This window comes from Allobosea sp. TAB14, from assembly GCF_052113865.1.
Taxonomy (GTDB): domain Bacteria; phylum Pseudomonadota; class Alphaproteobacteria; order Rhizobiales; family Beijerinckiaceae; genus Allobosea; species Allobosea spartocytisi.
The window spans coordinates 24,709-38,381 of sequence record NZ_JBFRDQ010000023.1; the positions used below are offsets into that span (position 1 = coordinate 24,709).

Consider the following 13,673-nt stretch of genomic DNA (forward strand, 5'->3'; position numbering starts at 1 on the left):
CATGCGACCGGCCCCGTCGCCGATCCACGCTTTCGCCGCTAACCGACGCACATTGTACAGCACCGCGTACTAACCATATATGGACACCCGCGGGGTGCGGTCTGCGGGGCATAATACAATCGGGCGCGTGTCCGCGCCGAACAGGATCGTCTCCTTTGGAGCCCAACCTTTTCCGCTACATCTGGCAGAAGAGTCGCGGCGAGCAGATCGTCGTCCTGGCGATCATCCTCGTGTCGATCCCGTTCAACTGGGCTTCGTTCGACGTTCCCAAGCGCATCGTCAACGACGCGATCCAGGGCGGCGCCTTCAAGGGCGGCCACACCACCGCGACCCTGATGGACCTCACGCTGCGCCTGCCGTCCTGGCTGGGCGGCGCCAGCGTCAAGCTGTTCGAGGGCTTCCAGGTCGGGCAGCTCGGCCTGCTGATCGGGCTTTCCAGCTATTTCCTGCTGCTCGTCCTGATCAACGGCGCCTTCAAATACGTCATCAACGTGCGCAAGGGCATCCTCGGCGAGCGSATGCTGMGGCGCATGCGCTACGACCTATTCAGCCAGCTCATGCGCTTCCGGCCGGAGGATATCCGGGCGGTCAAACCGGCCGAGATCGCGAGCATGATCAAGGACGAGGTCGAGCCGGTCGGCAGCTTCGTCGGCGACGCCTTCATCCAGCCGGTCTTCCTGCTCAGCCAGGCACTGACGGCGCTSGTYTTCATCATGGYGCARAGCKTCTGGCTGGGCTCGATCGCRCTGYTSATCGTKMTSGCSCAGGCGATCATCATCCCGATCCTGCGGCGKGAGCAGCTTCGGCTCGGGCGCCAGAGGCAGATCGTCTCGCGCCAGCTCGCCGGGCGCATCGGCGAGATCGTCGATGCCGGGCCGATGATCCAGGCGCATGGCGCGACGGCCTATGTCCAGTCCGACATCGCCGGGCGGCTCGGGCGTCTCCTCGACATCCGCTACGCGCTCTACAAGCGCAAATTCGCGGTCAAGTTCCTGAACAACCTGCTGGCTCAGGTCACGCCGTTCTTCTTCTACGCGATCGGCGGCTATTTCGCGTTGCAGGGGCGGCTCGACATCGGCCAGCTCGTCGCCGTGATCGCCGCCTATCGCGACCTGCCGCCGCCGATCAAGGAACTGATCGACTGGGATCAGCAGCGCAACGACGTCACCATCAAATACGATCAGGTCATCTCGCAGTTCAACAGCGACGACACGCTGGTGCTCGACGAGGAGAAGGCGGTGGCGCCGCTGCCGGCGACCGGCGAGGTCCAGGTCGAGGCGCTGCAATTGCTCGACAATCGCGGCCAGCCCCTGCTGACGCCGCTCTCCTTCGGCGTGCCACGCCCCGGCATCGTCGCGGTCGTCGGGCCCCATGGCGGCGGCAAGGATGTGCTCGGGCGCATCCTCGGCCGCCAGGCCACCAACTATACTGGCCGCGTCCTGATTGACGGGGAGCCGCTCGCGGCCATGTCGGTCGAGCGTGCGAGCCACATTATCGGCTATGCCGGCGACGAGGCCGAGATCATCGCGGGGTCGATGCGCGACAACATCCTGCTGCCGCTGCAGCGGCACCRCCCGGCCCTGAAGCCGGTGGGTGCGGTCACGCCGGCCGAGCACCGCCACTTCGTCGAGGCGATACGCTCGGGCAATTCGCCCTTTCCCTTCGAGGCGGACTGGACCGATTACGACGGCGCGGGCCTGGGCGACCGGGGCGCGCTCGCCAAGCGGGTGCGTGAGCTCCTCGACGTGCTGGGCTGCACCGAGGACGTCTACAGCCTCGGCCTCGGCGGCAAGGTGATGCCGCCGCTCAGCGAGGAGGGGACGCAGCGCCTGATCGAGGCGCGTCGCGCGGTCGCCCACGAGCTCGCGCGCACCGATCTCGGCGAGCTGATCGAGCCCTTCGTCGCCGATCGCTACAACGCCAATGCGAGCGTGGCGGAAAACCTGATCTTCGGGACGCGGACGACGCCGCGCTTCGACAATGCGACCTTGCTGTTCGAGCCCTACGCCCATGCGATCCTGAAGGCGGAGGCCTTGATCGAGCCGCTGGCGGAGATCGGGGCGCGGATCGTCGCGACCGTGGTCGAAATCTTCGCAGGGCTGCCGCAGGGCCATGCGCTGTTCGAGCGCTATTCCTTCGGGGCCAATTTCGAGCTGGAGCGGCTGGGCGAGCTTTCGGATATCCTGGCGAAGCAGGACATGCGCTCGCCGCTCGATCAGGAGAGCGAGCGCGATCTCGTCGCGCTTGCACTCGGCTATATCGAGCCCAAGCACAGGCTGAACCTGATCGACCAGCGCCTGCAAAGGCGGATTCTGCGGGCCCGCGCCAGCTTCCGCAAGCATCTGCCGGCCAATGCGGTGGACGATGTCGATTTCTATGACCCCGACAAGGTGATGTTCGGCGCCAGCGTGCGCGACAACCTGCTGTTCGGCCGTATCGGCTACGGGGTCGTTGATGCCGAGCGCAAGGTCGCCGATGTGGTTCATCGGGCGCTGTCGCGCGCCGGGCTCGAGGGCGCGCTCTATCGCTTGGGGCTCGACACGGAAAGCGGCATCCGGGGGCGTTATCTGCCGGCGCGGCTGCGCCAGGCGATCCCGCTGATGCAGGCCCTGATCAAGGCGCCGCAGATTGCGGTGCTCGACGTCACCGGGCTTTTGGCGATATCGGACGATCCCGCCGGCATCGTCGCCCGCCTGCGCGGCTATTGCAGCGGCATGACGCTGTTTCTTCTTGTGGGAGATGCTAATCTGGTCGAGGACGTTCCGTTGCGGGTGGTCTTCCACGGCTCGACCGGCTCGGTCGAGGCCGGAGCCTTGCCGGAGGCGGCGAACGATGCCGGCCGGCAGCCGCCTCGCTTCGAGGATGTCCAGCGGATGGAGGTACGGTCATGACGCTCGAAACCGATATCGCCTGCCTGCGTGAACTGCCGCTGTTCCGCGAGCTGCCGCCGTCCCGCCTCAAGCTCGTGGCGTTGATGGGCGAGCGGCTGAGCTTTCCAGCCGGAACGCTGCTCGTCCGCGACCAGGACCGGCCCGACGGGGTCTATGTCATCCTCCGGGGTGAAGTTGAGTTCTCGCAGAAGCGCGAGGACGGCGGCGGCCGCCGCTTCCAGAAGGAGGCGGGCAGCATCATCGGCGACGTCTCGCTGCTGAGCGGCAAGCGCTTCCTCGGCAAGGTCACGGCCGGCTCCGACGTGCTGGCCCTGCGGATCCCGAAGGATCTGTTCTTCGAGCTGCTGCAGACCGTGCCGGAGTTCAGCCTTGCCATCTGCCGGGATCTGGCCGACCGCGTGGCGCGCCTGGCAAACGTCCTGCTGCACGAGGACGAACCGGTTTTATGAAGCAGGCCAGCGTATGAGTTTGCCACAGATCGCCGGCGCCAGGCGGGCAGCCATGGACGCCGGCATGCAGCAAGTATCGTCCTGGAGCCGCGACATCCGCCTGGTTTCCGGGCTGATCCTGCTGGCTTTCGCGACCACGCATTTCATCAATCACGCCGTCGGCATCTTCGGGCTGCAGGCCATGGAGGCGGTGCAGAACTGGCGTTACTGGTTCTGGCACACCTGGCCCGGCACGGTGGCGCTCTACGGTTCTTTCATCGTCCATCCGCTCTTCGCGCTGGTGCGGGTCGCGCAGCGCCGCACCTTCAAGATGCCGGTCCGGGAGATGCTCCAGATCGCGCTCGGCCTCGCGATCCCGCTGCTGCTCGTCGATCACATCATCAGCACGCGGGTGATGGGGGCCTATTTCCAGGTCGACGAGAGCTATCATTCGATGCTGCGGCGGCTGTGGCCGCGCCTGGCCCTGTCGCAGTCCCTCCTGCTTCTGCTGGTCTGGACGCATGGGATGATCGGCATCCATTTCCTGCTGCGCTCGCGGGACAGTTACCGGCACTGGCGCGACGTCTTCCTGCTGGCGGCGATCCTGGTGCCGCTGCTGGCGCTGATCGGCTTCGCGGTCGGTGCGCGCGAGGCGCTGCAGATGGCGCTGCCGCCCGAGCGGATCAGCCAGGCGCAGGAGTCGATGTTCGACTTCAACGTGACCTGGGCGAAGGGGCTGTTCTACGGCCTCGTCGGCTCTTTCGTGCTGTTCGTCGGCGCGCGCGAGATCAGGGTGCGGACCACGCGGCAGATCACGATGCGCTTCGTCGGGCACGGCACGCGGCGATTGGCTCCGGGCCCGACCGTGCTGGAGATGTTCCGCCGTTTCGGCATTCCCCATGCGGCGCTCTGCGGCGGCAGGGCGCGCTGCGCCACCTGCCGCGTCCTGGTGATCGACGGCGCGGACACCCTGCCGCCGCCGACGGCCAACGAGGCCAAGCTGCTGCGGCGAATCTCGGCGCCCGATCGCGTCAGGTTGGCATGCCAGATCCGGCCGCGCGACGATCTCCAGGTCCAGATCCTGCTCGCCTCGCGCCTCAACGCCGCGCCGGGGCGCGGCCTCGAGCCGGACGCGACCATGGGCAAGCGCGACCTGACCGTGGTGGTGGCGGATCTCAGGGCCTTCTCCGCCCTGTCCGAGCGGCAATTGCCGCAGGAGCTCATCGGCCTGCTGAATCGCTTCTTCGACGAGATGGGCCAGGCGATCACCGCCCATGAGGGGCGCATCGACGCCTTCTATGGCGACGGCTTCATGGCGGTTTTCGGCCTGGAGGGCTCGCAGGCCAGGGCCGCGCAAGCGGCGATCGCGGCCGCGGCCGACATCGTGCGCGCCGTCGAGGCGCTCAACCGCGAGTTCGGCGCCGCGCTGCCTTTGCCGCTCAGGATCGGCATCGGCATCCACACCGGCAACGCCATCACCGGCGCGGTCGGGAACGATAATCTCGGCCGGCGCGAGATCACGGTCGGCGAGACGGTGATGATCGCGAGCCAGCTCGAATCGGCGACGCGCCGGGTGCTCGCCGATGTCGTCGTCTCGGAGGACACCATCCGGGCGAGCGGGCGCAGCTATGCCGGCACGACCGCTCTCAAGATCGCGATCAAGGGGCGCGAGAAGCCCCTCATCGCCTATGGCTTCGCCAGCGCGCCCGAGATCGCCAAGCGCAAGCGGGAGAGCGCGGCCGTTGCGGCGGCCCCGTCGGGCGCCACGGCCGGCGGCGAGGTGGCTGCGGTCGCAGAGGCAGGACCGGAAGGGGCTTCCGACGCTGCGCCCCCGAAGCCGCCCGCGCCCTGAGCCTGCCGGCTCGGGCTTTCGCGCCCCCTATCCATGGGTCATGACCGCCTCTATGGTCCGCCCGCCCTCATCCTATCCGAATGAACCATGACGCCAGAACCGCCCGTCGAGGCTTTCCACGACCTGCTGAAGGGCATGGCGGCCCTGTCGGGCAACCGTATCGTCGGCGACATCGCCCGGCTCTACGGCAAGGGCGCGCCGCCCGACCTCTCGATCGCCTGCAACCACAAGCAGATCGCCTCGAAGCAGTGGCTGGTCGAGGCACTGGCCGAGACCTTGCCCAGGCCCGATGGCCCGGTCTGGGTGCTCGGCGCCTGGTATGGCGTGCTCGGCGCGCTGCTGCTCGACGACGACCGGCTCGATATCAGGCAGGTCGTCAGCCTCGACATTGATCCCACCTGCGCGCCGGTGGCCGAGACGCTGAACCATCGCCATGTCGCCACCGGCCGCTTCCGGGCCGTGACCGCCGACATGACGGAGCTGGATTTCGCCGCGCTTTCGCCGGCACCGGGACTCGTCGTCAACACGAGCTGCGAGCATCTCGACGACGTGCCGGGCTGGCTTGCAAGCTTGCCGGCCGGGCTGCCGCTGCTGCTGCAGTCGAACGACTATTATCGGGAGCCCGACCATCGCAGCTGCGTGCCTTCGCTCGACGCCTTTCGCGAGCAGGCGGGATTGGCGGAGATCTGGTTCGCGGGCGCGCGGCCGACGAAGAACTACACCCGCTTCATGCTGATCGGCCGGCGATGAGCCGTTCTGCTCCGCCGCGCATCGCGATCGCGATGAAAGGTTATCCGCGCCTGTCGGAAACCTTCATCGCGCAGGAGCTGCTGGGATTGCAGCAGCGCGACGTCCCCTTCGAGATCTGGTCGCTGCGCCACCCGACCGATGCTGACCGGCATCTGATGCACAAGCAGATCACGGCACCGCTGCGCTATCTGCCGGAATATCTGCATGACGAGTGGGCGCGCGTGGCACGCGGCATTCTCGCCGCGCTGCTGCGGCCGGGGCTGGTGCGGCTGCTGCCGGTCTTCCTGCGCGATCTCGCCCGCGACCGCACGCGCAACCGCTGGCGCCGCTTTGGCCAGGCCTGCGTCATGGCGTGGGAATTGCCCGCCGATATCCGGCATCTGCATGTGCATTATCTGCACACGCCGGCCTCGGTCATCCGCTACGCGGCGATGCTTCGGGGCCTGAGCTGGTCCTTCTCCGCCCATGCCAAGGACATCTGGACGACGCCCGACTGGGAGAAGCGCGAGAAGATCGCTGATGCCGCCTGGGGCGTCACCTGCACGCAGGATGGGCATGGCGAGCTGGAGCGGCTCTCCGATCCGCCGGGCAAGGTCGCATTGGTCTATCACGGGCTCGAGCTCACGCGCTTTCCAGCGCCCATCGCCCGTTCGCTGCGCGACGGAGCGGATGCGGCCGATCCGGTGCGTTTCGTCACGGTCGGGCGCGCCGTCGCCAAGAAAGGCTTCGACGATCTGCTGAACGCGCTGGCACGACTGCCCCGCCTGCTGCAGTGGCGGCTGACCCATATCGGCGGCGGCGAGATGCTGAAGGCGCTCAAGGAACAGGCGCAGGCGCTGGGCCTCGCGGACCGGATCGTCTGGGCGGGGCCGAAGGCGCAGGGCGAGGTGATCGCCGCCTTGCAGGAGGCCGATATCTTCGTGCTGCCTTCCAAACAGGCGGGAGATGGCGACCGCGACGGCCTGCCCAACGTCGTGATGGAGGCGGCGAGCCAGAAGCTGCCGATCGTCGCGACCGATTTCGCTGGCATTCCCGAATTCGTGCGGCCGGGCGTCGAAGGGCTGCTCGTGCCGCCCGGCGATGTCGATGGATTGGCGATGGCGCTGGCCGAGCTCGCCGGCTCGCCGGAGAAGCGCGCGGCGCTGGGCGAGGCCGCCTTCGAACGGTTGACGACATCCTTCTCGGCGGCGGCTGGACTCGATCGGATCGCCGGCATGCTGCGGGCCTCGTCGGGCGAGCGCGCATGAGCGGCACGGTCCTGATCGTCGTCACGCATCTGCTCGGCAGCGGGCATCTGGTGCGGGCGGCGCATCTGGCCCGGGCACTGGTGCGCGGCGGCTTCGCGGTGACGCTCGCCAGCGGCGGCATGACGCTGCGGTCGATGGAGGGGGAGCCCTTCGCTTTCGTGCAATTGCCGCCGGTCAGGACCGAGGGCGTCGATTTCCGCAGCTTGCTCGATGAGGCGGGGCGGCCAGTCGAGGCCGGGCGGATGGCCGCGCGCATCGCCATGCTGGAAGCGCTGGCGACGCGTTTGCTGCCGGACGTTGTCATCACCGAGCATTTCCCCTTCGGCCGCCGGCAACTGGCTGAGGAATTCCTGATTGCGATTGCGGCCGCGAAGGCGGTGAACTCGGCTGCTCTGGTGCTGACCTCGGTGCGGGACGTGCTGGTGACGCCCAAGCCCACGCGCATCGCCGAGGCGCATGAGCGTATCGCAGGGCTGTTCGATGCCGTGCTGGTCCATGGCGAGGACGATTTCCTGCCGCTGGACCGATCCTGGCCGGTCGATGCCGGGCTCAGGGCCAAGCTGCGCTACACGGGCTATCTCGCGGACAAGCCGAAGCCTGCTCCAAGCATCCTTCGAAACGCCATCTCCGGCGAAATGGCTCCTCAGGATGAGGGCTTGGAGGGGAGGGACGAGATCGTCGTCTCCGGCGGCGGCTCGGCCGCCGCGCTGCCGCTATTCGAGCTTGCTCTCGCCGCCGCGCGGTTCGGGCCGGCTGTGCGGCGCTGGCGCATTCTCGTCGGGCGCAGCGTGGCGGAGGAGGCGTTCCGGCAGCTTGTGGCCTCGGCACCTGACAATGCTATCGTCGAGCGGGCTCGGCCTGATTTCCCGACTCTGCTCGCCCGCTGTGCCGTCTCGATCAGCCAGGCCGGCTACAACACTGTGCTCGATCTGATCGCGGCGCGGCGGCCGGCCATCGTCGTGCCTTTCGATGCGGGGGCGGAGACGGAGCAGTCTGTCCGGGCCGAGGCGCTGGGACGGGCGGGACTAGCCCTGTGCCTGCGGCTGTCGGGCGCCGAGCCATTGACAGCCGAGGGGCTGGCTCGCGCCGTCGAGACGCAGATCGGGCGCCCCGTTCCGGCCGGCGGGTTTCGGCCCGATGACGGAGGACGCGCCGTCGCGGCGGTGAAACGGCTGCTGCGGGAGCGGCGTTGAGATGTCCGGGACACTGAGCCGGCATGCCCTTTGCGAGGGCTGGGGTGCAGCTTTGCGAATTGCCGCTTCCGGTCTTTCGCTCTAATGAGGGATGATCCGCCTCCCTCCTCGGTCGGCACTGGGTAACCGGCAACTTCCGGTCAAGGCCCTGCGCCCGGAGACACGATGATGACGACGACGACCGCGCCCGGATTGCCCGACATGAAGCTGTCGGTGCGCCAGACCTTCGGGATCGACACGGATCTCGAGGTGCCGGCCTTTTCGGTAGCCGATCCGCATGTGCCGGATTTCGACCCGGATTACCGTTTCGATCGCGACACCACGATCGCGATCCTCGCCGGCTTCGCGCATAACCGCCGCGTCATGATCTCGGGCTATCACGGCACCGGCAAGTCGACCCATATCGAGCAGGTCGCCGCCCGGCTGAACTGGCCCTGCGTGCGCGTCAACCTCGACAGCCATGTCTCGCGCCTCGACCTCGTCGGCAAGGACGCGATCGTGCTGAAGGAAGGCAAGCAGATCACCGAATTCCAGGACGGCATCCTGCCCTGGGCGCTGCAGAACAACATCGCGCTCGTCTTCGACGAGTACGATGCCGGCCGCCCGGACGTGATGTTCGTGATCCAGCGCGTGCTGGAGCAGTCCGGCAAGCTCACCCTGCTCGACCAGAAGCGCGTCATCCGCCCGCATGGGGCGTTCCGGCTGTTCGCCACCGCCAACACGGTCGGCCTCGGCGACACGTCCGGCCTCTATCACGGCACGCAGCAGATCAACCAAGGCCAGATGGACCGCTGGTCGATCGTGACCACGCTGAACTACCTGCCTCATGACAACGAGGTCGCGATCGTTCTGGCGAAGTCGAAGCACTACCAGAAGAGCCCGGAGGGCAAGGACATCGTCAACAAGATGGTCCGCGTCGCCGATCTCACCCGCAACGCCTTCATGAACGGCGATCTCTCGACCGTGATGAGCCCGCGTACCGTCATCACCTGGGCCGAGAACGCGGCGATCTTCGGCGATATCGGCTTCGCCTTTCGCGTCACCTTCCTGAACAAGTGTGACGAGATGGAGCGCACGCTGGTGGCCGAGTTCTTCCAGCGCTCTTTCGGCAAGGAACTGCCGGAGAGCGCGGCGAACGTGGTCCTCAGCTAACGAGAGGATACGAGCCATGGCGCAGTATCAGGGAAGCTGCCACTGCGGGCGGGTCGCCTACGAGGTCGAAGCCGATCTCGGGCAGACGCTCACCTGCAACTGCTCCTACTGCCAGCGCCGTGGCTCGATTCTCGCGTTCTCGCCCGCGAGCTCATTTGCCCTGACCAAGGGCGAGGATGCGCTGACCGAGTACCGCTTCCACACGCAGAAGATCCAGCATCTGTTCTGCGAGACCTGCGGCATCGAATCCTTTGCCAAGGCGAATGGGCCCGACGGCACGCCGATGGTCGCGGTGAATGTGCGCTGCCTCGTCGGCGTCGAGCCGACCGAATTGTCGCCGACGGCCTATGACGGGCGCTCGCGCTAGGGGGAGCGATGGTCGCGATCACGGTCGAGCCCGAGCAGGACGAGACGCGTGCCGCGGTGTTGCGCGGCCTGAGCGCCCATAACCAGTCGAGGGTCGGCCCGCGCAACGGCAAGCCGCTGACGATCAGCCTGCGCGATGCGGATGGCGCGATCCTCGGTGGGCTGGTCGGCGAGCTGAAGTGGGAATGGCTCCATGTCGACCTGTTCTGGATCGACGAAAGCCAGCGCGGTGCGGGACAGGGCGCGGCCATCATGGCCGAGGCCGAGCAGCGGGCGAGGGATTATGGCGCACGTGGCGTCTATCTCTCGACGATGAGCATCCAGGCTCCTGATTTCTACCCCAAGCTGGGCTATCGCGAGTGCGGTCGGATGGAGAACTATCCGGTGGCCGGTCAAACGCTGCATCATTTCACGAAGGCGCTATGAGCATCTCGAACCGCAAGCCCGGAACGCCGAAGGAAGCCCCGGCCGAGCCGCTGAAGCGGGCGATTTCCGGTGCGATGAAGGCCATCGCGCGCAAGCCGGAGATGGAAATCGTCTTCGCCGCCGACAAGCCTTCGCTGGTCGGCGAGCGGGCACGCCTGCCCGAGCCGCCGCGCAAGCTGACGGCCGGCGATGTCGCGGTGTTGCGCGGGCACGCCGATTCGATGGCGTTGCGTCTCGCCTGCCATGATGCTGCAATCCACCGCCGCGCCGCCCCAGAAGGCGATGCGGCGCGCGCCGTCTTCGACGCGGTCGAGCAGGCGCGGGTCGAGTGCATCGGCGCGCGGCGCATGTCCGGCATGGCCGGCAACATCTCCGCGATGCTGGAGGACCGCTATCACCGCGGCGGGCGCTATGAGGAGATCACCGACCGGGCCGATGCGCCGCTCGAGGATGCGGTGGCGCTCATGGTGCGCGAGCGGCTGACGGGGCTGAAGCCGCCCAAGGCGGCCGAAAAGATCGTCGAGCTCTGGCGCGAGCAGATCGAGGCCAAGGCCGGGGACGATCTCGACCGGCTGTCGAAGACCATCGAGGACCAGCGCGGCTTCGCCCGCACGGTGCGCGACATGCTGGCGGCGCTCGACATGGCCGACCAGAGCGCGCAGGGCGACGAATCCGAGGAGGACGAGGACAATCAGGATCAGTCCTCCGAGGATCAGCAGCAGCAGGAAGGCGAGTCCGACCAGGAGAGCGGCTCCGACCGCTCCGAGGTCGAGGTCAGCGAGGACGCGACCGAGGAATTGCAGGAGGGCGCCTCCGAATCATCCGACGCGCCGGCGGGCGACTGGGAGGAGGAGGACGAGAACTCCGAATCCGAGGAAGCCGGCGAGGCGCCACGCCCGCGCGAAGGCAAGAATGACGGCCGCCTGGCGACGGACTACAAGGCCTATACGGTCAAGTTCGACGAGGTCGTCACGGCCGAGGAGCTCTGCGACGCCGAGGAATTGACCCGCCTGCGCGCCTATCTCGACAAGCAGCTCGCGCATCTGCAGGGCGTCGTCGCGAGGCTTGCAAACCGGCTGCAGCGGCGCCTGATGGCGCAGCAGAACCGCTCCTGGCAGTTCGACCTGGAGGAGGGCGCGCTCGATCCGGCCCGCCTGCCGCGCATCATCATCGACCCGTTCCAGCCGCTCTCCTTCCGGCAGGAATCGGATGTGAATTTCCGCGATACGGTCGTCACGCTGCTGATCGACAATTCCGGCTCGATGCGCGGCCGGCCGATCACGGTCGCGGCGACCTGCGCCGACATCCTGGCGCGGACGCTGGAGCGCTGCGGCGTCAAGGTCGAATTGCTCGGCTTCACCACGCGCGCCTGGAAGGGCGGGCTTTCGCGCGAGGCCTGGCTGCAATCGGGCAAGCCGGCCAATCCGGGCCGCCTGAACGATCTCAGGCACATCATCTACAAGGCGGCGGACGCACCCTGGCGGCGTGCGCGCAAGAATCTCGGCCTGATGATGCGCGAGGGGCTGCTCAAGGAGAACATCGACGGCGAGGCGCTGGACTGGGCGCATAAGCGCCTGCTCGGCCGGCCCGAGCAGCGCAAGATCCTGATGGTGATCTCGGACGGCGCGCCGGTCGATGATTCCACGCTCTCGGTCAATGCCGGCAACTATCTGGAGCGGCATCTGCGCCATGTCATCGCCGAGATCGAGACGCGCTCACCGGTCGAGCTGATCGCCATCGGCATCGGCCATGACGTCACGCGCTATTACCGCCGCGCCGTCACCATCGTCGATGCCGAGGAGCTCGGCGGCGTGATGACCGAGAAGCTCGCCGAGCTGTTCGAGGAAGATGGCCCGGCTTCCGGATCCGCTTCCGGCTCGCGCCGCCTGCACTGATGCGCCTCAGCCGTCGCGGCCTGCTGGCAGGGCTGGGTTCGCTCGCGCTGCCACCGGCGGCGCAGGCGATCGAGCAGAATCGCTTTTCCGTCGAGATCGGCGCGCGGCGCATCGCCGCCTTCGAGCCGCGCAGCCCTGAGAAGCGGCGCTTCGGCGCCTTGCAGTTTCGCGGCGGGCTCGTGCTGTCCTGCAGCCATCCGCGCTTCGGCGGGTTCTCCGGGCTGTGGCGTTCCGTCGATGGGCGCGAACTCGTTTCGGTCAGTGATCGCGGCTATTGGCTGACGGCGAAGGTCGCCTCGGACGCTGGGCGGCTGGTCGGGCTGGGGAGCGCCGAGATGGCACCCATTCTCGGCGCCTCGGGGCGGCCGCTGGCGCGCACGCGCTCCTTCGATACGGAGAGCCTCGCGATTGCCGATGGCGTCGCTTATGTCGGCGTCGAGCGCACGCATGAGGTGCTGCGCTTCGACTGGGCCGGGGAGGGCGTCGAGGCGCGGGCGCGCTCGCTGCCGGTGCCGCCCGAGGTCAAGCGCCTGCCGAGCAACCGCAGCCTGGAGGCGGTCGGCGTGGTGCCGGCGGGGCCGCTTGCCGGCACCGTGGTCGCGATCGCCGAGCGCTCTGGCCGTGAGAACGAGCCGACGCTGGGGGTGATCCTGAGCCCCGGCCGGCCGGGGCTGTTCAAGGTCGTGCGCCATGACGGCTACGACATCACCGATCTCGCCTTCCTGCCCTCCGGCGACATGCTGGTGCTGGAGCGCTGGTACAGGCCGTGGCGTGGCGTCGGCATGCGGATCCGGCGAATCGCCGGGCGAGACCTCAAGCCCGGCGCGCTGCTCGACGGGCCCTACCTGATCGAGGCCGATCTCGGTTTCGAGATCGACAATATGGAAGGGCTCTCTGTCCATCTGGATCAGGGGCGGACGATYCTSACCCTGATCTCGGACGATAATTTCTCGATCCTGCAGCGCACGCTGCTGCTGGAATTCGAGTTGGTCGCATAGTGGGCGTCATGGTCGGGCTTGACCCGACCATCTCTTGCCGAATGAAGTTCCGATGCCTTCTCGTCCCGAGATTCTCGGGTCTGCGCTACGTTTCGCCCGAGAATGACGCCTCATTCGCCAACGAAAAAAGCGGCCTTGCGGCCGCTTCGTTCAAACCCGAGATGAAAACCCGCTCAATTGGCAGCGAGCTTCTTCTCGAGGTCGCGCTTCAGGCCGAGAGCGCCGACCGAGAGGTCGTCGGCCGCAGCCTTGAGCAGGAAGGCGTCGAGGCCGCCGCGATGCTCGACCGAACGCAGGGCGTTGGCCGAGATGCGCAGGCGCACCGAACGGCCGAGCGCGTCCGACTGCAGCGTCACATTGACGAGGTTCGGGCGGAAGACGGTCTTCGTCTTGCGGTTCGAGTGGCTGACGAGGTGGCCGCTCTGGGTGGCTTTCCCGGTCAGTTCGCAACGGCGGGCCATGGCAATCGTTCCTT

At 67.5% G+C, this 13,673-nt stretch carries 12 protein-coding genes; 11 read left to right on the forward strand and 1 reads right to left on the reverse strand.

Annotated features, from left to right (window positions below):
• Positions 1-155: 155 nt before the first annotated feature.
• The 11 genes from AB4Y99_RS05500 (at position 156) to AB4Y99_RS05550 (ending at position 13,198) form a co-directional block, all read left to right on the forward strand.
• On the forward strand, positions 156-2,891 hold the full coding sequence (locus AB4Y99_RS05500; RefSeq protein WP_441522640.1) for an ABC transporter transmembrane domain-containing protein: 2,736 nt from the start codon (positions 156-158) through the stop codon (positions 2,889-2,891).
• On the forward strand, positions 2,888-3,340 hold the full coding sequence (locus tag AB4Y99_RS05505; protein ID WP_038363736.1) for a Crp/Fnr family transcriptional regulator: 453 nt from the start codon (positions 2,888-2,890) through the stop codon (positions 3,338-3,340). The genes AB4Y99_RS05500 and AB4Y99_RS05505 overlap by 4 nt, the downstream gene beginning before the upstream one ends.
• Before the next feature lie 13 nt (positions 3,341-3,353).
• The gene (locus tag AB4Y99_RS05510; protein WP_441522641.1) at positions 3,354-5,171 is read left to right on the forward strand and encodes an adenylate/guanylate cyclase domain-containing protein; all 1,818 of its coding nucleotides are present in this window, start codon (positions 3,354-3,356) and stop codon (positions 5,169-5,171) included.
• 87 nt (positions 5,172-5,258) lie between these two features.
• Positions 5,259-5,921 carry a class I SAM-dependent methyltransferase gene (locus AB4Y99_RS05515; protein ID WP_441522642.1) on the forward strand — a complete coding sequence of 221 codons (663 nt, stop codon included), beginning with the start codon at positions 5,259-5,261 and terminating at the stop codon, positions 5,919-5,921.
• Positions 5,918-7,168 (forward strand): glycosyltransferase family 4 protein, encoded by a 1,251-nt coding sequence (locus AB4Y99_RS05520; RefSeq protein ID WP_441522643.1) that lies wholly within the window; start codon positions 5,918-5,920, stop codon positions 7,166-7,168. Before AB4Y99_RS05515 ends, AB4Y99_RS05520 begins: the two co-directional genes overlap by 4 nt.
• Positions 7,165-8,361 carry a glycosyltransferase family protein gene (locus AB4Y99_RS05525; protein WP_441522644.1) on the forward strand — a complete coding sequence of 399 codons (1,197 nt, stop codon included), beginning with the start codon at positions 7,165-7,167 and terminating at the stop codon, positions 8,359-8,361. The genes AB4Y99_RS05520 and AB4Y99_RS05525 overlap by 4 nt, the downstream gene beginning before the upstream one ends.
• A gap of 165 nt (positions 8,362-8,526) precedes the next feature.
• The gene (cobS, locus tag AB4Y99_RS05530; RefSeq protein WP_038363744.1) at positions 8,527-9,513 is read left to right on the forward strand and encodes a cobaltochelatase subunit CobS; all 987 of its coding nucleotides are present in this window, start codon (positions 8,527-8,529) and stop codon (positions 9,511-9,513) included.
• Between the two features lie 16 nt (positions 9,514-9,529).
• Positions 9,530-9,880 carry a GFA family protein gene (locus AB4Y99_RS05535; protein WP_038363746.1) on the forward strand — a complete coding sequence of 117 codons (351 nt, stop codon included), beginning with the start codon at positions 9,530-9,532 and terminating at the stop codon, positions 9,878-9,880.
• 8 nt (positions 9,881-9,888) lie between these two features.
• On the forward strand, positions 9,889-10,305 hold the full coding sequence (locus AB4Y99_RS05540; protein ID WP_038363747.1) for a GNAT family N-acetyltransferase: 417 nt from the start codon (positions 9,889-9,891) through the stop codon (positions 10,303-10,305).
• Positions 10,302-12,200: a cobaltochelatase subunit CobT gene (cobT, locus tag AB4Y99_RS05545; protein WP_113254935.1), complete on the forward strand. Its 1,899-nt coding sequence runs from the start codon at positions 10,302-10,304 to the stop codon at positions 12,198-12,200. Before AB4Y99_RS05540 ends, cobT begins: the two co-directional genes overlap by 4 nt.
• Positions 12,200-13,198: an esterase-like activity of phytase family protein gene (locus tag AB4Y99_RS05550; protein WP_441522645.1), complete on the forward strand. Its 999-nt coding sequence runs from the start codon at positions 12,200-12,202 to the stop codon at positions 13,196-13,198. Before cobT ends, AB4Y99_RS05550 begins: the two co-directional genes overlap by 1 nt.
• 173 nt (positions 13,199-13,371) lie before the next feature.
• On the opposite strand, the gene rpmB is transcribed toward AB4Y99_RS05550, so the two are convergent.
• Positions 13,372-13,659 (reverse strand): 50S ribosomal protein L28, encoded by a 288-nt coding sequence (gene rpmB, locus AB4Y99_RS05555; RefSeq protein WP_038363751.1) that lies wholly within the window; start codon positions 13,657-13,659, stop codon positions 13,372-13,374.
• Between the last annotated feature and the right edge of the window lie 14 nt (positions 13,660-13,673).